This is a genomic window from Lysinibacillus sp. 1 U-2021, assembly GCF_029916965.1.
Classification (GTDB): Bacteria; Bacillota; Bacilli; order Bacillales_A; family Planococcaceae; genus Lysinibacillus; species Lysinibacillus capsici.
The window spans coordinates 2,329,047-2,347,437 of record NZ_CP123966.1 but is presented as its reverse complement, the minus strand read 5'-3'; the positions used below and the strand labels follow the sequence as shown (position 1 = coordinate 2,347,437).

21 protein-coding genes and 1 pseudogene are annotated in these 18,391 nt (G+C 34.9%); 16 read left to right on the top strand and 6 right to left on the bottom strand.

The features are described from left to right. Positions 1–1,182, bottom strand: a complete 1,182-nt coding sequence (locus QH639_RS11895; RefSeq protein ID WP_281116096.1) for a site-specific integrase — start codon at positions 1,180–1,182, stop codon at positions 1–3. 57 nt (positions 1,183–1,239) lie between these two features. Next, complete coding sequence (locus tag QH639_RS11890) at positions 1,240–1,893, bottom strand: helix-turn-helix domain-containing protein (protein WP_281116095.1); 654 nt, start codon at positions 1,891–1,893, stop codon at positions 1,240–1,242. A 205-nt stretch (positions 1,894–2,098) separates the two neighbouring features. On the opposite strand from QH639_RS11890, the gene QH639_RS11885 reads away from it, so the two are divergent. The 15 genes and pseudogenes from QH639_RS11885 (at position 2,099) to QH639_RS11815 (ending at position 12,437) form a co-directional block, all read left to right on the top strand. Next, positions 2,099–2,368 carry a hypothetical protein gene (locus tag QH639_RS11885; RefSeq protein ID WP_281116094.1) on the top strand — a complete coding sequence of 90 codons (270 nt, stop codon included), beginning with the start codon at positions 2,099–2,101 and terminating at the stop codon, positions 2,366–2,368. Between the two features lie 72 nt (positions 2,369–2,440). Beyond that, the gene (locus tag QH639_RS11880) at positions 2,441–4,741 is read left to right on the top strand and encodes a phage/plasmid primase, P4 family (protein WP_281116093.1); all 2,301 of its coding nucleotides are present in this window, start codon (positions 2,441–2,443) and stop codon (positions 4,739–4,741) included. 247 nt (positions 4,742–4,988) lie between these two features. Further along, on the top strand, positions 4,989–5,390 hold the full coding sequence (locus tag QH639_RS11875) for a YozE family protein (protein ID WP_281116092.1): 402 nt from the start codon (positions 4,989–4,991) through the stop codon (positions 5,388–5,390). Continuing rightward, a complete protein-coding gene (locus QH639_RS11870; protein WP_281116091.1) occupies positions 5,387–5,737 on the top strand; it encodes a hypothetical protein in 351 nt (116 codons plus the stop codon). Before QH639_RS11875 ends, QH639_RS11870 begins: the two co-directional genes overlap by 4 nt. A gap of 20 nt (positions 5,738–5,757) precedes the next feature. After that, entirely contained in the window at positions 5,758–6,399 is a 642-nt protein-coding gene (locus tag QH639_RS11865) for a hypothetical protein (protein ID WP_281116090.1), read from the top strand. A 4-nt stretch (positions 6,400–6,403) separates the two neighbouring features. Beyond that, a complete protein-coding gene (locus QH639_RS11860) occupies positions 6,404–6,934 on the top strand; it encodes a hypothetical protein (protein ID WP_281116089.1) in 531 nt (176 codons plus the stop codon). 294 nt (positions 6,935–7,228) lie between these two features. Then, positions 7,229–7,804: a hypothetical protein gene (locus tag QH639_RS11855; RefSeq protein WP_281116088.1), complete on the top strand. Its 576-nt coding sequence runs from the start codon at positions 7,229–7,231 to the stop codon at positions 7,802–7,804. Positions 7,805–7,919: 115 nt separating this feature from the next. Further along, the gene (locus tag QH639_RS11850; RefSeq protein ID WP_281116087.1) at positions 7,920–8,462 is read left to right on the top strand and encodes a phage terminase small subunit P27 family; all 543 of its coding nucleotides are present in this window, start codon (positions 7,920–7,922) and stop codon (positions 8,460–8,462) included. Then, on the top strand, positions 8,438–9,088 hold the full coding sequence (locus QH639_RS11845) for a hypothetical protein (protein WP_281116086.1): 651 nt from the start codon (positions 8,438–8,440) through the stop codon (positions 9,086–9,088). The genes QH639_RS11850 and QH639_RS11845 overlap by 25 nt, the downstream gene beginning before the upstream one ends. Positions 9,089–9,104: 16 nt before the next feature. Continuing rightward, positions 9,105–9,677 (top strand): hypothetical protein, encoded by a 573-nt coding sequence (locus QH639_RS11840; RefSeq protein ID WP_281116085.1) that lies wholly within the window; start codon positions 9,105–9,107, stop codon positions 9,675–9,677. Positions 9,678–9,981: 304 nt separating this feature from the next. After that, a pseudogene (locus tag QH639_RS11835) lies at positions 9,982–10,623 on the top strand (phage tail tape measure protein); the annotation flags it as partial. A 4-nt stretch (positions 10,624–10,627) separates the two neighbouring features. Then, positions 10,628–10,957, top strand: coding sequence for a DinB/UmuC family translesion DNA polymerase (locus QH639_RS11830; RefSeq protein ID WP_281116084.1), 330 nt, complete (start codon positions 10,628–10,630; stop codon positions 10,955–10,957). Positions 10,958–10,967: 10 nt separating this feature from the next. Further along, entirely contained in the window at positions 10,968–11,306 is a 339-nt protein-coding gene (locus QH639_RS11825; RefSeq protein WP_281116083.1) for a YolD-like family protein, read from the top strand. Then, positions 11,299–11,673: a YhjD family protein gene (locus tag QH639_RS11820; RefSeq protein ID WP_281116082.1), complete on the top strand. Its 375-nt coding sequence runs from the start codon at positions 11,299–11,301 to the stop codon at positions 11,671–11,673. The genes QH639_RS11825 and QH639_RS11820 overlap by 8 nt, the downstream gene beginning before the upstream one ends. Before the next feature lie 236 nt (positions 11,674–11,909). Then, entirely contained in the window at positions 11,910–12,437 is a 528-nt protein-coding gene (locus QH639_RS11815; protein WP_281116081.1) for a C1q-like domain-containing protein, read from the top strand. 313 nt (positions 12,438–12,750) lie between these two features. Here the strand turns inward: QH639_RS11815 and QH639_RS11810 are convergent, their stop codons facing one another. Both QH639_RS11810 and rpsD read right to left on the bottom strand, forming a co-directional pair. After that, on the bottom strand, positions 12,751–13,698 hold the full coding sequence (locus QH639_RS11810) for an SHOCT domain-containing protein (protein ID WP_281116080.1): 948 nt from the start codon (positions 13,696–13,698) through the stop codon (positions 12,751–12,753). A 311-nt stretch (positions 13,699–14,009) separates the two neighbouring features. After that, positions 14,010–14,612, bottom strand: a complete 603-nt coding sequence (gene rpsD, locus QH639_RS11805) for a 30S ribosomal protein S4 (protein ID WP_016991579.1) — start codon at positions 14,610–14,612, stop codon at positions 14,010–14,012. A 468-nt stretch (positions 14,613–15,080) separates the two neighbouring features. On the opposite strand from rpsD, the gene QH639_RS11800 reads away from it, so the two are divergent. Then, positions 15,081–16,964 (top strand): sensor domain-containing diguanylate cyclase, encoded by a 1,884-nt coding sequence (locus QH639_RS11800; RefSeq protein ID WP_131521325.1) that lies wholly within the window; start codon positions 15,081–15,083, stop codon positions 16,962–16,964. A gap of 89 nt (positions 16,965–17,053) precedes the next feature. Here the strand turns inward: QH639_RS11800 and QH639_RS11795 are convergent, their stop codons facing one another. Together QH639_RS11795 and hisJ are read right to left on the bottom strand one after the other, a co-directional pair. Further along, positions 17,054–17,533 carry a GAF domain-containing protein gene (locus QH639_RS11795; protein ID WP_259419420.1) on the bottom strand — a complete coding sequence of 160 codons (480 nt, stop codon included), beginning with the start codon at positions 17,531–17,533 and terminating at the stop codon, positions 17,054–17,056. Positions 17,534–17,558: 25 nt separating this feature from the next. Beyond that, complete coding sequence (gene hisJ, locus QH639_RS11790; RefSeq protein ID WP_131521327.1) at positions 17,559–18,353, bottom strand: histidinol-phosphatase HisJ; 795 nt, start codon at positions 18,351–18,353, stop codon at positions 17,559–17,561. Between the last annotated feature and the right edge of the window lie 38 nt (positions 18,354–18,391).

Genomic DNA, 18,391 nt, shown 5'->3' with positions numbered 1-18,391 from the left:
TTAGAGATTAGCCCCACTTTTAGCCCCAATTTCGATAGCGCGGTCAAAAGTATCGATAATTCTATCTTCCATTTCTCTCAATACATGACCGTATGTTGTGTAAATCATTTCAGGCGTGTTCCCTAAACGTTCGGCAATAGCCCTTACTGGTACACCATCGTTCATTAATATTGTTGCATGTGAATGTCTAAGAGAATGGAGTGTACACTCCTTTAATCCAGCGCGTTGAATGATTCTTTTAAATCCTTTGTGTAACGTTGTTAATGGCATTGGTATCATACTTTCCAAAGAGTGGAATACATAGTCTTCATCTTCTAGCTTTTTCCCGAATGATAGTAATTTTTCTTTGATTACTTTTTGATAACGACTTAACTGATCAATTACATTTTTACCAACTTTGATTTTGCGTTCACTATTTTTTGTTTTAGTTGACCCCGTACCATATCTAGTTCTATTTCGCATAATACTAATTGTATGTGTCTCAAAGTCAATATCCTTCCATTGAAGACCTAATGCTTCACCTTTACGCATTCCTGTATAAGACAGTAACAGTAAAATTGAATAGTACGTTTCATCCTCATTATCTTTTGTGTAAGTAAGCATTGTACTTAGTTGATCAGATGTAAGTACCGATAACTCAGCTTCTTTTTTCCGAGTAGAAGGTAAGCTTACTCCTTTAAATTTGTTTCGAGGAATTAACTCATCTTCAACCGCCGCATTAATAGCGATTAAAAAGATTGAGTGTATTAGTCGGATTGAGCTAGGTTCATATTTCTTTTCTAAGGCATTTATTAAACTTTTTTGATATGTTAATCTGTCTAGTTTTTGTAATTTGAAATGACCAATATACGGTTTGATATTAAGCCTTATAATGATTTCGCGTTGGGTTATTGTTCCGAGTTTCCACTTGCTTTTATTGGATTCGTACCAAATATCTAGCCATTGTGTTACAGTTAGGTTATCATTTTCTATATATTTTGTTTCACCACGCAGCGTTTGAGCCTTTACATCCACAAGGGCTTTTATCGCTGCTTTTTCTGTTTTATAACCACTTTTTTTCTTCTCTTTACGTTTTCCAGTTATTTCATCATAGTATTTGTGGCGGAACATCCACAATTTTTCACCTTTATTATTGAGGTAAGAATAGACTTCTTTTTCCTTTGTTGATTTAACTAATTCCAATTTAATTACATTCCCTTCCTCGCTTTTGGTGAGCATGTGTGTAGGGATGATTAATGATTAGTTTTGACTTTTAATTCTTTCTATCGCATTTGTATAACTAATTTCAAGTTGTTTTTCAATTTCTATTTTCTGTTCTTTTATAGCTTGGGATAAACGATTTTTGTGTTCTAAAAAAGCAAGTTCTTGGGCTTTATCATTTTCTAATCTTTGTCTGAGTTGTGAGGTATGCAGTTCGATATTCTCGAGTTTCTTATAGACTTCAACTTGTCTTTCCAATATAGATATTTGTTCTTTTGTGTTACCTTCTTGATCCAGAGAGTCAATTTCTTGCTTCAATGCAGCACTTTCTTTTGTTAATTCCTCCTTTTCTTTCTTTAAAGATTCCAACATTACTTTCGTGTCCAAATTAAACGTTTGGGTAGATCGAATATGCAAATCTAAGTTGTCGATTTCTTTTAACAAACTACAATATTCTGAAACGACCTTTTCTAAGCCTTCCTTTTCATGAACATATCCAGCTTTTTTCATTAAATCAAAATGGGGAACATCTAGTACTTTTGCAATTTTTTCAAGTATTTCTGGAGAAGCATTTCTATCTCCTAATTCAATTTGGGATAAGTAAGTGTATGACAATTCTATTTTTGTAGCTAATTGTTTAAGTGTTAATCTATTTTCTTTTCGCTTTTCACGAATAAATTCTCCTATTTCCATAAATGACAACTCCTTTTAATGGGATTATACATCCAAATTCTCCTTTTTGCAAAAATAAAATCAGGTTAGAGGTAAAGTATATTGCAAATTGCGTAACTGTGTGTATAATATAAATTAATTACGCAATTTAGCGTAATAAAAACATTTAATAAATAGTTACGCTTATCGCAGAATTCGGATTAATATTATTGAAAGGGGTGATGTTATGTTTCCGGCAAAATTAGAGGTAGTTGTAGATGAACAGTTAGTAAAGGATGAAGTGAAAAAACAAGTTAGTTCGATAGTATTCAATCAATTATGGTTTGTAGATTTAGAAAAAATTGCTGAATTAAGTTCTATGTCTAAACGATATCTAGAAGATGAAGTGATAAGTGATGTACGAATGAAGGCGATTGAGATTAGAAAGAATCGCAAAAGATGGTGGCCAGCTGAAAAAGCTTTTGAAGTAATTATGGAAATCACAAGTGAATGGTAAATAAATAAAATGCTTTTGGTGAGCGTGTACAGGAATAAACAACAAATGTCGTAGCAACAAGGTGGTGAAATCTTGGCAATTTATGATAAAGACCAAATTACATTGGTAAATGAAGATGGAATTCCAGAAGAATTGAAGAGTCGAAGACAGTGGGTGCTTTGGCGTGCTATCTACAATAATGAAACAAGCAAATTTGATAAATTACCATTCCAAATCGATGGTAGTCCAGCGAGTTCTATTGACTTGGCAACATGGAATGATTTTGAAACTATCCTTCAAATTTATAACGAAGGAGATTCAAAAGGAAACCAATATGATGGAATCGGGTTCGTTTTAAGTTCACTTGATCCGTATCTCGTAGTGGATATAGATGATATAGAAGATGTGAACAACTTAGACGAGTTAGCATCCGAAATTACTTCTATGTCATTTGCAGAACTGTCTCCATCGAAAAAGGGAGTGCATGTTTGGTTTAAGGCAAAACACAATAAAGAGCGACATAAAAATAAGGATGCTAAAACAGGTTATGAGGTATACGAAACATCGAGGTATATGACAGTAACAGGCGAGTCAATTAACGATTTGCCAATCAATGATGGCAATCTACAGTTAGATACTTTCTTGGATAAGGTGCTTAAACGTGAAAATGTTGTTAGTCCACAATTAAATAAAGCACCAACAGGTAAGGCTGCACTTCCAGAAGGTGAAATTATTAAACGTATTTTAGCCAGCCAGCAAAGTGAGAAATTCATCAAATTACTATACGGAGGATGGGAAAGTGATTACAACAACGACCATTCGACTGCAGATATGGGGCTAGCAAATATATTAGCCTTTTGGTGTAACAAAGATTTTAGCATGATGGAATCGATTTTTAGAAAAAGTGTATTAGGTCAACGTGAAAAATTTGATCGTCCGACAAACGGAGTCACTTATGGCATCGAATTATTAAATAAAGCAATAGCAGAATGTGGAGATACCTTCACATTAGAAGAAAAACCTGAAAAACAATTTGAATGGTTTGTTAAAAATCCTAATGGCACAACGAGTTTTTTACATCATGTATTAGGAAAAATCATTAAAGAAGAATATTCAATTGTTCGTTATCCAAATATGCACGGAGAATTATATTTTTATCATAAAAAACGCGGTATCTATGAGCAAGATGCTAGTGGTAAAGCAATAAAAGGTATTATTCGTCATTATGATGAAACGTTGAAAAACAATCAAATTAATGAAGTGCTGCGTTATATAGAAGAAACATGTTCAGTTGTGAAAGAAGTAAACACAAATTATATTGCAGTAGGGAATGGTTTGATTGATTTTAAAGAAAAAAAGCTAATACCTTTTACATCAAGACATTTTGTGCTGCAGAAGATTCCCACAAATTATGTATTTGATGCATACGACGATTTTGTTGCAAACACTTTAATTAAAGTTACCGAAAACCATTTGCCAAGTATCGAAAATATCAAAGAAATGTTGGCTTGTATTGCCTATCCAGGCATTCTAGTTCCGCGACTTTGGTATCTGTATGGAAAAACAGCAAGCAACGGAAAATCATCTTTAATTAATATGATTTATCAAACGTTTAATTCAGAGGGCGGAAACATTTCAGCTGTGAGTCCTCACAAGTTATCGAGTAATAACTTCTCCAGTGCTGCTATATACGGAAAATTGGCAAATGTAACTGATGATAACCCAGATTTTCAAATTGAAGATAGCGGGGATTTAAAAACAATAATAACTGGGGGTCCAACACAAATTGAGCGTAAAGGGAAGGATTCTATAACAGTTCGCATAACGGCAACTATGGTTGTAGCTTCTAATCACTTACCTAGATTCGCAGAACAAGGGAATGCTATAAACCGGAGACTGTGGATACTTCCTTTCAATCACAACTTTAGTAAAGATGCGGATTGTTTATCTGATGTGGAGACTCAAGAAAAAATATCATCTCAATCTGCAAAAGAGTATGTCCTAAAATTAGCGATTGAAAAGGCTTTTGAAATGTTGAGTAATCCGAGTTCAGAAAAATTAACGGCTAATGAAAAGTGCCATGAAATATTAGCGATGTTTGTAGAACAAAATGATCCGTGGCTAGATTATTTTGCTGAATTCGATGTAAATTACTTTGTTGAACAGGCTGGAGAAACTGTAATTAAAGATTATCAAGAATGGTGTAAGAGTAATATGGTAACACCATTAACAAATAGTAGATATAAAGATTTAGTCTGTACTCGTTTGTCGATGGAGTGGAAGGATAAACGTGTGTTAATAAATAGCACATCGAAGGTGAAAAAAGGTTTTAAATTAAAACCGCAACAAGAATCGCAACAAAATAGCAACTTTTTTAAGTTGGACAACCATTGATATATAAGGGTTTCTTGACAAACAAGGTGAAAATGTTGCGTGTTGCGGAAAGAAATCTGTTTATCCATTGGGTATGTAACAGTAAAAGTATAGGTGTTATTTAACATACACCCTTTATATTTTTATGATTTTCTAAGCAACAAATAATAAAAGGTGAATAAAGCCTTGATATTACTGATTTTCTTCCGCAACATTTCCGCAACAAAAACGCAACGTGTTGCGACAAACAAAAAAAGGAGTTTAGTCAATGTCATTCAAACAATGGGTTTTACAATTTACTAATGAAGATTCACCAATAGGTGACCTGGCTCGAGATAATAAACAAGATCCGAAGTTCCCGGATAGTAATTCATATGAAATATTGTACAGTTATTTACTTTCTCAAAATGCTAGTTATTTATGTTTACAGTCATTTGAAAAGGCATGGAAATTATATAAAAACGGAGGAATTGAAATGACATTCAAAAATTGGTTATTAAACTGCTCGGATTATGGTAAATACGGTTGTTTAACGGTGGATATTGAAAATGATAAATCATTCCCAGACACTAACGATTATTTAGAGATGTCCAATTATCTTGTTGAAAAAAATGCTGGTGAGATGTCTAAAAACTTATTCAACCAAGCATATGAGGAATACAGCTCATGAAATTAGAAAAGTATGAAATTGAAGTAATAGAAAACTATTGGATAGACATTGAAGAAATTAAAAAGCGCGTGAAACATCGTGAATATGAAGTTTTGCAATCTGGTGAAAACCCTGCTGAAAATGCTTTTGTAGAAAGACATACAACAATTATTAATGGTATTGAGCAACTTTATAGTGAACTCGACGAAGATTTAAAAACTATTGTTGATATGCGCTACTGGAATCCAAGTGGTATTTCTGAAGACTGGTTAATCATTGCAGATCGTTTGTATATGTCTAGGAATCAGGTGTTAAAGAAACGTAAATGGTTGATTAAAAAAACTGCTGAACGTATTTACTGGGTTTAGTTGAAAGGAGGGTGTGCTGCATGAATCAAACTACAATTTCAGAAGCATTCGGTGAACAATTGTCCCTTGTTACATCTGACACACCTTATGCGATTGAAAGTGATTCAGATACTTTTATTTCTGAACTAGAACATAAAGTTAGGAAGTGTATGTATTCATTATGGATGGATGCCAATGCAAACAAGCTAGCAAACTATTTAGAGAAGAAACAAGCAGCACACTTTGCCCAGCTGTACGAATTTAGTTATGGCATTCCTTCTTATGATAACGATGATCCTTTTTCTAGTAGGACAGATACACTTGCTTTAATGATTATCGATGAAAAGGCTGCATATAAGAAACGAATAAACCGCATTAGGCTTCAATACAAGCGTTTCAATGAGATATGTGAATCATTAAGTACGGAAGATAAAGAGCTGTTTATAAGTTATTTTGAGCATTCTCAAAAGGTAGATTATGAGAGTTTAAGGAATGCTGTTATAAAAAATCTCACAATAATTAATGAACATTATTTGTGTGATGAGCAATTAGCAGAGGAACAAACAAAACAGATTAGTGAATCTATCGATGGGCCAGCTCAACAAATTGTGTTGAAGCCTGATATGGCAAAAAGAAGTAGACGTCAAAATAAGATGCGTAGTTTGTTTACACAAGGGAGGTAAGGGGATGACAAAATCATTCGGACTGTATAATCCAGGTACCAATCTAAGAATGATACAAGATGCTTATAAAATCATGGATTATATTGATCGTTTAGAAAGTATTGAACATGACGAGGCAAGTAGTCTAGAGAGAAGACAAGTTGCTGCAAAAGAGAAGTCGTTTCAAATGAAAGATCTAGAAGATTTGAAATCGTACATGAAAAATAGTAAACATGATTTCACTAAATTGGTTTATTACAAATACATTGAAGGTTATTCATTGGAAGAAGTTGCGCATGTGTTAAATAAGAACTATGGTAGCGTAGCTAAAGTACATGCTGCATTTACCGAATATATGAAGAATCCAAAGGAAGAACCTATTGTAAATCCAATTCCCAATTTCAATGAATACTTGGAACAACTAAGGGAGTTAATAAACCCTAAATATGAAACTTGTTGTACTCATTGTGGATGCACTACAACAATCCCACATGAGCTGACCAGAAAAATATTCGCTAATGAATCTAGAAGAGAAAGAGTAAAAACTGGAAGATAGAAAGGGGAACAATATGAAAGAACTACGATGCACAAAATGTGGAAAGCTATTACTTAAAGCTGCTAAAGAATATGAAGCAAGTGTTTCTCAATGTGACTTAGAAGTTCAATGCACACGATCAAGCTGCAAAGCTATTAATCATTACAAAGTTAAATAACCTTAGAGACTCTAGAAGTCCATGACTGCACAGCAATGTGTAAGTTATGGACTTTTTATTTTATTGAAAGGGGGAATGCCTATGTTTGTTCATGACTGATTAATCAGTATCTACATTAAAAATTGGAGGGATAAATTATGTTAAGAAAAAAACGCGATTTAACTGATATTAGAAAGGAGATGGACCAAGTAAAGTTTAAGGTTCATCAATATACACAGGATCTCAAGTTACTACGTGGTAAACGTAATGACCTGGAGAATGAACAAGGAAAAGAATCAATGCACACGAGCATTGAAGAAACCGTAGAACGTGTACAACTCTTAAAAGATGTGAATGATCAAATACTTCAAGCAGAGAAAGAACTAGATGCTTGCTTAATAGAGCAAAACCAATTAGATGACGAAGTTGTATCGATTATCGAAGCAATAAAAGTTACTCGTAATGAGGAAGTGGTGCAATTCGATAAAGAAGTTTCTCGTGTAGAAAAATTAACAAAGCAATTACAGAATGAAGTTGATAAATTAGCTGAACAACGTAGGAAGATTATTAAAAATAACCAAAACATTCTTAGAATAGCAGAAAATTATTTAAACAAAACGAAGGCTCAAGCAATAACTGCGAAAGAATATGATTCAACCTGTGGTGATCAAGCACGACAAATAAGAAGTTTATTGGTTAAAAAAGCTGGACATGAGTGGGATACCATTGCGTAGGGGGTAGCCCCCCTCCATTCGTTTCCTATATGGTGGATGGCCCTACACCGGCTGCCCGCTTTCTGGGCATAGGAATCCCCACTTGAATTATTTTTAGAAAGTCGAGGTGATATTTATGGCCGGACCAAGAAAACCGATTGATCTATTAGTACGAACTGGACGAAAACACTTTACAAAACAGGAAATAAAACAGCGTATTGATCAGGAAAGACGTGTGTTAGGACCAACGGAGAATATAAAGCCGCCTTCATATTTAACAGCTGCGCAAAAGCATGAGTTCGATGAAATCTCTGCCCAATTGGTGGAATTAAACATGTTTAGTGAGCTTGATTTGGACAATTTAGCGCGATATTTGGACTCAAAATATCAATATTATGAAGTGTTGAAAGGGTTAAAAAAAATCAAACCTACTTCAGTTATTGAAACTGAATATGGGAAACAAATAGTTTCAAATGAGCATCATGCCAGCTTAGTTAGAACAAAAAATATGTTATTCAAAGAGTGTCGAGCAGCTGCACGTGATTTAGGGCTAGATATTTCCTCTCAAATGAAATTGAGTATTCCAAAGGAAGTAGAAAAAGAATTAAGCGAATTCGAGAAGAGGTTCGGGGAACGAATTCGAGGAGGACTTATATGGAGAAAGCAATATATGGACTAGCTGCCGATTTTGAGGCTGTTCATTGGGATATAAAAGGTAAGAATGTGGAATATTTTCACGTTGAACCAAGCACAGTTAAGTATGCGGATAATGTAGCATTTACATTAGAACATGAACCAAAAGAGATCATAACAACTACTAAAGACCAGGAAAACGGCCAGCTAATATTGGTACAAAAAGGACCATTACTATTCTTTAAATTCGTTCCAACAACCAAACATGGTGAACGTTTTTATCGATATGTTAAGTTACAAAGGTTACGAAAATGTAGCTATATTTTCAAAAAGATCTTAAGTTATCGTGACGTACACAATGAGAAAAAATTAATGTGGGTTATGGATTCTAAAGAGAAGATATTAATTAATCATGGCACTGTATTTGAAATTTGCTTAACTAACAGCCCACGTGATAATACCACTTTTTGTACCACTGATGTAAATGATCCAAGGTTAAAGGGGATTAATTGGATCACTAATGTGGAACTAAAAGGCGGTTCATATTGGGAACAACATCTTGAAACGGAAGAATTGAAAGATATGATAGAAGAATTCGATTTGACTTCCAAACGAATCGATCATTTATTAAGTAAAAACTACAACAAAATTCTCATATCAAACGAGAAATGAAAGTAGGTGAAAAATTATGGCAAGTTTAGGAAGTCTGGAAGTCAGTCTTAGTTTAAATGCATCAAACTTTAATGGTACTGTAACACAGGTAAATCGAAATATGAAGGCTATGGGTAGTGAGTTACAAGCTATTAAAGCAAAAGGTTTAGAGTATGAAAACTCGCTAACCGGTCTCACTCAAAAGCAAAATGTTTTATCTCGATCGTTTGACGCAGCTTCAATTAAGTTACAGGAACAGCGAAGAAGATATGATGAACTTTTAGCATCTGGCACTGCATCCTCTGCTCAAATTGAAAGACAAGCTAATGCAGTTAACCAAGCACAAGCGCAATACAATCGCTTGGAACGTGAATTAACAGAGGTTACAAATCAATTACGTATCCAGTCATCACAATGGACTCAAGTTGGACAGAGATTTCAAGATGCAGGAAGCAAGATGAAATCATTTGGTGGAAACATGACCGCCATCGGAAAAGATTTGTCATTGAAAGTTTCAGCTCCAATGGCAGCACTTGGGGTCGGTGCTGTGAAAGCAGCTGTGGATTTTGAAAGTGCATTTGCAGGGGTAAACTCTTGCCCTCTCTATTAGAAATAATAGGGTAATTAAATCGAGCAAAAACGGTAAAGGCTAAGTGAATTTTTGTGGTTTGTTACTCTTCCACAATTTATATGTTAATACCGTGGTAAACAGGAACATCACCTGTCACCGTAACGCATAGGGGATGAGCGCTAAGAGAGCAATAATTCCCCCACGAGTGCTTGACACCTTACCATTAAGTTGAAGGTGAAAATATATGCTGAACCGGGTACGAATTGCCGTACCATTATGCGAGGAAACTCCCGGAAGTAGAGGATAAAAAGCCTTTACGATAACAAATTGAAGAAAAACCGTAGATGCAACTGAATCAGAATTTCAATTCTTCTCAGACGAAATACGAAACATGTCTAAAGAGATTCCAGCTGCTGCTACAGAGATCGCGAAGGTAGCTGAAGCCGCAGGGCAACTCGGCATTAAAAACGATGCAATCATAGGCTTTACAAGAACCATGACAGACATGGGTGTTGCGACAAATATGTCTGCAGATGAGGCAGCGACTGCTCTTGCACGGTTTGCGAACATCACTAAAATGTCCCAGCAGGACTTTGACAAACTAGGCTCAACAGTAGTTGATCTTGGTAATAACTTTGCTACAACAGAATCTGAAATCGTAGAAATGGCCCTACGTTTGGCTGGGGCAGGTGCTCAAATTGGCATGTCTGAAGCTGACATTCTCGGTCTTGCTACAGCGCTTAGTTCGGTGGGTATCCAAGCTGAAATGGGTGGTTCTGCGCTTTCTCGTGTTATGGTCCGTATGCAAGTTGCGGCATCCACAGGGCTTGGCAAAACGGAAGAACTATCAAGAAAAACAGGTATGTCTTTACGTGAGTTACAAATGCTTGCTGCTAACAACAGTATGGATTTCACGTCTTTAGCTGACTCATTAGGCATGACTAATAAGGAAATGAAGAACATTGTTAACGCAGGTGTTCCGTAATGCTATGACTAAAGGATTTCATCGTTCAAGGACTATCTTGCATCCAACCAATGAAACGCTTGTGATGTACAAAACGTGTCTTGAGTTGTTGGATGAACACTTTGCTGGAGAACCAGCGCGCCAGTTATCTGTCCGTATTTCCAACTTAGATCGCAAGCACAGTATTCAGTTAGATTTATTCGATGAGCGAAAACCTCAGAGACAATTAATTGGCCCTACCATGGACGCCATTAGAAATAAATTTGGATCAACTGCAATATTACGTGCTGTGTCATTTACTGGAGCAGGGACAGCTATAAACCGTGATCGTTTAGTTGGCGGACATTTAGCATAGGAGTGATTGGATGATAAAAGATCGTGGAAACATTAAATGGGCATCCATGATGATGCCTGAACATTTGGATGGACTTAGGGAATACAAAAAAGGCTTCACAGAGCAGCCGAGAGAACTAGCTGAATGGGAACTAGAAGAAATACAACAAATAATTGATCAAGCGTATAGTCAACAACTAGATATTAAATTAGAAGCGTGGCAGGATAACAAAATCATACAATGGAATGGAACTATCAAAACAATTAATTTTAATACTAATGAACTCATACTTGATACACTACTTAAAACAAAACGTATTCCAATTCAAAACATACATTCAGCTCAATTAGAAGCTGATTATTATGATTAAACCTGATCAGCGACAGTTGTTACACAAATACTTACTAATTGAACTAGCAGTGAAGTCCCTACAGATTGATTATCAAAAAACAGAACAATTTAAAATGAAAATTGTATTTCTTCCCCTTATGGATGCCCTTTTAAAAGATTTGCGCCAAGAGTATTTCGATCTCAAAAGACAGCTGGTTCACCAAAAGATACGGGTCATAGGATGGACTAATGTAGATGAATATTTCAGTGATGTACAAATAGCAACTGCTGGCAATGATGTTGTGCTTCGATATGCCAACCAAGCACTAAAGACTCAAGTAGAAAAATTATTGATCAATCAAATTAAAGGTTTCGATTTCGATAAAGTTCCAAAAGCAATAAACTGATAACTAGGCGCTCGAAAGAGTACCTGGTTATTTTAATGCAAATCTTATTTATATTTGGTAGGACAGCAATAGCCAATGCTTTATTTTATAATTTAATAGTTTTCAAATACTTTTTTAATTGTGCTTTATTAGAGTTTAACTCAATTAATATAAAAAATATAAAACAAGCAATTGTCTCTTTCTATAATTCTAAAAAACATACAATACAAGAAACATAGTGAAAGGAGGTAATTTTTATGAGTAAGGATAAATGTAGGTGCAAAGGATATAAATGTATGTGCAAATACAAAGAGAGATATAATAGCCTATGTTCTGAAACGAATACAATTTATTCAGCTTTTAGGGCTGATACTAGTGGTTCATTAGATCAAATATTAGATGGAACACTTCCTGTAGAAAAAGTCTTTTTCAAAAATGAAATATTTGACATTGAAAATGAATATGATTCATCTACTTCTACATTTACCGCAAAACATTCTGGTGTATATCATTTTATTGCAAGCCTTCATTTTCTACCTCTTTCTTTCGTTAAAGATTTTCAGGTACGAGTACAAATTTTCGTTAATGGTTCAGTAAACGCTGCTGACGTTGAATTTCAAGGAACTGAATCTTCATTTACTCTTGGTATAGAAATTAATTCTATAGTTCAATTAAATGCAGGAGATTATGTAGAGGTATTTGCTTCAAGTACCATACGTGGAATTCTTGTGCAAGACCTAGGAAATACTTTCGCGGGAGCTAGATTTCCCTCTCCTGTAGAATAATAGATATTTATATATACCAAAAATGTATAAAATAATTATTCTATAAAAGCTAAGTATATAAAGTTATCTTTAAAAAACATTGCCATTTATCCACTGGACGTTTCTATATTCCTCATGACTAGTCAAACTATAACTAAGTTATAACTGGATATAGTATGGTTAGAACCTAGACTATTCTGCAAAGTTCAGTATCTTGAAAAGACAAATACAGGATCATTAAGGATCACATCATTTAAAGGATTTAACTTTGATAAAGTTCCAGAAGCTATAAACTAAAACCAGGTGCTCGAATGAGTACCTGGTTTTAATATTATTATATACCTAAAAGCTGTTTCTTCTTTGCATCAAATTCTTCCTGTGTTAAAATACCAGCATCCATTAGTTCTTTTAATTTGATCAATTCATCCGTTGGAATTGATGATGGTGTAGAAGGGGGAGCTGCTTGTGTAGTCTCTTCCTCTTCAGCAAGAATTAATAACGAAAGTTTTTCAAGATCCTTCTTATCACACTTAATAACCAACGGAATCTTCTCTCCATTTTCTCTTTTTAAGAAAAGAGTGGCCACAGATTTATCCTTCCCAGTATTGGCGCCCATAGCACCTGCTATAGCTCCAGCATTGCCAAATTTACTACCGATTACTGTCCAACCTGCTATATCAAGAGCACTCTTTTGAATGTTTTCGACACGTTCCCATCTAACTAACATAAAAGTTTCGGGCTCTTTGTTGTCAATCAGAATATCTACATATCCATGCTTAGTTTGTCTAAGTACGTAACTAAAACCACGATCTTTCAATTGTTCTTTTCCATTTAAGATGTTCATGTTTAGCTTGATTGCTTTAGGTTCCTTTTCTTTCTTTTTAGGTATTGTTTTTTCTGGAATGCCAAAGATATTTTCAAGCTCATTCGCGAAAGGTTTTGTTGCATTATCATTAGTTAGTTTGAGTTTAATCTCATTCTTTAAATAGGTGAAATCAACTTCTACAGCAAATATTTTTCTGTTAACGACTAAGTTACTAATTGCATTTACATCATAAGAAACAAACGTTTTTCCTTTTTTATCTTTTTCCAATGTAAGCAATCTTTTAGTAGTCAATAAGAATAAAAAGTACGTTAACTTTTTTGAACCTGTTGTTGCAGATATTATCTGTTCATCATCCTCAATATGAGTTGACAAAATATCTATATCTTCTTCAACAAGCGAAATAACTTGTTTACCAGCTGGCTTTAATAAATCTCTAATTTGTTCTTGTATAATCAAGTACATTTCCTCCTTCCTTATAGCTTGTTGGTAATACAATAAAATTGTATCAATACTGGTAGGTGTTGTCAGTATGTAAAAATGATAGGTAAAAGTACCTGAGAATTAATATGAAGATTAATGTACACCTGTCCGTTGGTTGTTTTTATAAAATAAAATAAGCGAAAAAATCGCTCCCCCAGTCGCTCCCCCAAACCCCCAGTAAAAAATCACTGATTATCGAAAGTTGAAAACAAAACAAAAACCCCGCAAACACTTGGTATACCAAGGTTGCGAGGTTTAAGAATCCGAAGAATTCTAACGTTAAAAAATTAACGAGAGTAGAACTCTACGATGAATGCTTCGTTGATTTCAGCTGATAATTCAGAACGCTCTGGAAGGCGAGTGAATGTACCTTCTTTTTTGTCAGCATCGAATGTTAAGTAGTCAGGTACGAAGTTGTTTACTTCAATTGCTTCTACTACTACAGCAAGGTTTTGAGATTTTTCACGAAGAGAAATCGTTTGACCTGGTTTTACGCTGTATGATGGGATATCAACGCGTTTGCCATCTACTAAGATGTGACCATGGTTAACTAATTGACGAGCTCCACGACGAGTACGAGCTAAACCTAAACGGTAAACTAAGTTGTCAAGGCGAGTTTCAAGAAGGATCATGAAGTTTTCACCGTGAACACCTTTCATTTTACCAGCGCGGTTAAATAGAGTACGGAATTGACGTTCGTTCATACCATACATATGACGAAGTTTTTGTTTTTCTTGAAGTTGTAAACCGTATTCTGATAATTTTTTACGTTGGTTTGGACCGTGTTGTCCTGGTGCGTAAGGACGTTTTTCGATTTCTTTACCTGTACCGCTTAGTGAGATACCAAGACGACGTGATAATTTCCAAGATGGACCTGTATAACGAGACATATTGTTGTCTCCTCCTTTAAATTTGGTTTTTTTGTTGTAAAACAAAAACCAGTAGTACCCGTTCTTACACGCATTTTATTTTCATGTACTTTCGCCTATGCAGCCGTTAGGTTACACAATACACCATCTAATTTTCATTACTGATCATCTAAGTAGTTGTACATCAGAAAATAGAGGAATAAAATACAATCATAAGCTTATACCACTGCTGCGTTTATTTTACACAACCTCCATTGTAACTGCTTAGGACAAGGACGTCAATTATTAGCTAGTAAAAAAATATAAAAGAACATAGTAGGAAATTCCTCACTACCTATTTTAAATAATATGGAAATAGTTAATGATACGCTGTGTTATGTAAATTGTAAAAGTAAGGGATAATTACATAGTCAAAATGACACAAATTATGTATAATATATTATAAGTTAATAGTAATTGATTTGGACGTTATATAGAAAAGGTGATTTCATGACAGACCATTTACAAACGCTAAAATATATAAAATCTGATGTTTTGAGCTTTTGGGTGAGTTCTTATGAAGAACAAACTAGTTTTAATGGGTATTTTTGTTCATTGAAACAGTTTCTAAAGAAGCGCTTGAAAATTGATAATGCTGCTTTTCTTAGTTTTGAAGGTAATTCTTTAATCCCAATCGAAGAAATGGCTTCATTAACAATAGAAACAAAGCTAAATGCTGTGTCATGGCTGATGATCGAAGCTAGTTTTTATCAACAAAAAGTAGTGAAAATTCCTTATATTTTGAAAGCAAGACAGGCCTATTCAATGATGACAGATATGGTGCTTTTCCAAGCAGAGGGCAAAAATCCCATTGGTATATTACTTGTGGAGGCAACAGAGTCTTGGACAGACTTTATGACCTCGGAGTATGGTGAAGAGTGTATAGAAATACTTTCAAAGGTTCTTCAAATGATTAGAGACAATTTAGATGTCAAAATAAATGAAGACCAATATAGAAAACTATATAACATGACTGATTTGTTTCATTCAACAATGGATATTGATTTAATTTTAGAAAATGTATTAAAAAATATACGGGATAATTTTCCAGAGTTTAATGTGGAGCTTATTTTATCGAATGATCAAGATCGACACACGACCATCGATATTAAGCTTTTTGATTATTTATCAGAAAGACCTGCTACAATTGAAGCCTTTGTATCAGGAGAGTTAACGACAGAGTTAGCGAGCGATTTAAATTGTCGGTTGTTAAATGCACCGATTAAGGGCAGGCAAGCTATTTATGGCATCTTGCAAGTAAGTGCTCCCACCACTTATCTTTTTTCAACAACCGAAAAAGATTTTGTACGGATGCTGGCACAAGCTTCAGGAAATGCACTTGAAAATGCAAAATTATATCATCAATCGCATCGCCTCGTAAGTGACTTACAACTCATCAATGAAACTTCGCATCGTTTAAATATGCGAATTGACATTCATGAAATGTTACTTTTCCTACAAAAGCAGTTACTGAAATCCTTTCAGCCAATGGAAGTATGTTTCGCATTTAAAAAACACGAGACATTTGAAATAACAGGTGCAAGTACCTCCTTGTTCCATTCAGAAAACGGTCAAAGTTATATAAAACATGTTGAACAACACTTTGCTCAAACGAATGATCCACTATTTGTTGCCGATTTCAGCCGTCTAACTCCTAATCAAATTGAGTATCGCTCTATTATGGCGATTCCTATACTTATGGAGGAAAAGATTAATGGTTTTAGTATCGTCTTACATAAAGAGCCATATTTCTTTTCATTCGATAGTTTCAAATTAATGCAATCTTTAATTCACCATTCATCGTTAGCCATTGCAAACTCAATTTTACGAACACAGCTTCAGGAAATGGTCGATTTGGATCATTTAACGAAACTGTATGCCCGCAGTTACCTCGATCAGTTTGTAGAAAAATCACTTGAATATGATCAATCGGGTATGTTCTTGTTAATTGATATTGATAATTTTAAACGCATTAATGATACGTATGGTCACCAAGTTGGAGATAAAATTCTTGTTCAGATTGCGGTTCAATTAAAAGAGACTATTGGAAGCCGGGGGATTTGTGCAAGATGGGGTGGAGAAGAAATGTCTGTCTATGTCCCCAACATCGATGAAAAAGAAGCTTTGGAATTAGCATCAACCATTGTGGAAGTCATCCCAAATGCCACAGATCCACAAGTAACCATTTCTGCGGGTCTTATAACATGGGATGAGCGAGATCGACCAGCATTCCAATCTGTGTTTTTACATGCAGATACAGCCTTGTATGAAGCAAAAAACAGCGGGAAAAATCGCTTTTGTACTCACAATGGATCGTTCCAAACGAATTCATAGGATTGATAAAGCAAAACGTAAATGGTTGTTTAAATAAATTGCCCTGAAATGACAATATAAAACATTTCAGGGCAATTTTTAATATTGTATTATAAATGATTAAGGAGTGTTTTAACAAAAGCCTCTAGGCCATTACGATCTTGCTCTGAAAATCGATTCACGATAGGGCTATCGATATCTAACACACCAATAATTTCACCTTGCTTCATTAGCGGTATAACAATTTCAGACTGCGATGCAGCATCACAGGCAATATGCCCTGGAAAATCATGTACATCTTTTACAACAACGGTTTCTCTTGTTGCCACAGCTGTACCACAAACACCACGCCCAATAGGAATTCTAACACAGGCAGGAAGACCCTGGAATGGCCCTAACACAAGTTCATTATCCTGCAAGAGATAAAAACCAACCCAGTTAATGTTCGTTAAAAATTGATTTAACAGGGCAGAGGCATTACTTAAATTGGCGATTTGGTTGGTTTCACCAGTTAATAGTGCATCCAATTGTTTTGATAATGTCAGATATTGGTCAGCAATTGATCCTTCGTAATTAATTTGTGTAAACATATTAAGCACCTCGTTTAAAAGTTATTTATATTGGTAATATAACATTATAGTGTTGATGTAAATCTTCTGTGCAATGTGCATCTGAACCAAATACATATGGTAGTTTAATAGTTTGACTATAATTGATAAGAGCAAATGGTGGATAAGGCTCCTGACAATATTGTTTACTTAAACCAGCACTATTTAAATCTAATTCATAGCCCGCGAATTTCATGCTGTCTAATACTTCTTTGATACGTGGGGTGTCATTGATTTTTTCGTTGTGCGCTAGTTGGAATTTATGAATAAGTGATGGGTGCCCAATCCGTTTTGGTTTGTATGGACCAAGATCTGCTCTAATCGATTGTAGGACAGTATCATAATATAAATCATATACCTGTTCAACAGAGCCAACTTTTTTAGAAAAATCAATAAAGCATTCAGAAGAAAAGTCGATACATACAAAGGTATCTTGCCATTTTAAAAAATGGACTGATAAAATAGCGTCATCTAAAAGATGTCCATAGGTATCAAGGAATTGACGAGTTTCTTGTTCGTAGCCTTGGATGTAGTCAACTTCTAGTCCGATGCGGATACGAATATCTTGTGCATACTGTTGTTGCAGATGTTGCAATTCTTCAATGTAAGACATGAGATCATCAGGATTCATGCCACTATCTTGTTGCGGGGTTGGATCGACAAAACTTTTGGGCAATGGGGCGTGTTCTGTAAATGTTATATCTGTGAAATGTTGAGAAATTGCTTTTTCAATATATTGCTTGAATGAGTCCGTAGTGCCATGTGGACAAAAAGGACTATGTATATGCCCATCACGTTTCATAATTTACCACTCCTTTAGCTCTATAGATACGCTATTTA

Bases quoted from the DNA above. Each gene is read 5' to 3' on its own strand.
- QH639_RS11890 (WP_281116095.1), bottom strand. From the start codon at position 1,893: ATGGAAATAGGAGAATTTATTCGTGAAAAGCGAAAAGAAAATAGATTA.
- QH639_RS11885 (WP_281116094.1), top strand. From the start codon at position 2,099: ATGTTTCCGGCAAAATTAGAGGTAGTTGTAGATGAACAGTTAGTAAAG.
- QH639_RS11875 (WP_281116092.1), top strand. From the start codon at position 4,989: ATGTCATTCAAACAATGGGTTTTACAATTTACTAATGAAGATTCACCA.
- QH639_RS11870 (WP_281116091.1), top strand. From the start codon at position 5,387: ATGAAATTAGAAAAGTATGAAATTGAAGTAATAGAAAACTATTGGATA.
- QH639_RS11865 (WP_281116090.1), top strand. From the start codon at position 5,758: ATGAATCAAACTACAATTTCAGAAGCATTCGGTGAACAATTGTCCCTT.
- QH639_RS11860 (WP_281116089.1), top strand. From the start codon at position 6,404: ATGACAAAATCATTCGGACTGTATAATCCAGGTACCAATCTAAGAATG.
- QH639_RS11855 (WP_281116088.1), top strand. From the start codon at position 7,229: ATGTTAAGAAAAAAACGCGATTTAACTGATATTAGAAAGGAGATGGAC.
- QH639_RS11850 (WP_281116087.1), top strand. From the start codon at position 7,920: ATGGCCGGACCAAGAAAACCGATTGATCTATTAGTACGAACTGGACGA.
- QH639_RS11845 (WP_281116086.1), top strand. From the start codon at position 8,438: ATGGAGAAAGCAATATATGGACTAGCTGCCGATTTTGAGGCTGTTCAT.
- QH639_RS11840 (WP_281116085.1), top strand. From the start codon at position 9,105: ATGGCAAGTTTAGGAAGTCTGGAAGTCAGTCTTAGTTTAAATGCATCA.
- QH639_RS11830 (WP_281116084.1), top strand. From the start codon at position 10,628: ATGACTAAAGGATTTCATCGTTCAAGGACTATCTTGCATCCAACCAAT.
- QH639_RS11825 (WP_281116083.1), top strand. From the start codon at position 10,968: ATGATAAAAGATCGTGGAAACATTAAATGGGCATCCATGATGATGCCT.
- QH639_RS11820 (WP_281116082.1), top strand. From the start codon at position 11,299: ATGATTAAACCTGATCAGCGACAGTTGTTACACAAATACTTACTAATT.
- QH639_RS11815 (WP_281116081.1), top strand. From the start codon at position 11,910: ATGAGTAAGGATAAATGTAGGTGCAAAGGATATAAATGTATGTGCAAA.
- rpsD (WP_016991579.1), bottom strand. From the start codon at position 14,612: ATGTCTCGTTATACAGGTCCATCTTGGAAATTATCACGTCGTCTTGGT.
- QH639_RS11800 (WP_131521325.1), top strand. From the start codon at position 15,081: ATGACAGACCATTTACAAACGCTAAAATATATAAAATCTGATGTTTTG.
- QH639_RS11795 (WP_259419420.1), bottom strand. From the start codon at position 17,533: ATGTTTACACAAATTAATTACGAAGGATCAATTGCTGACCAATATCTG.
- hisJ (WP_131521327.1), bottom strand. From the start codon at position 18,353: ATGAAACGTGATGGGCATATACATAGTCCTTTTTGTCCACATGGCACT.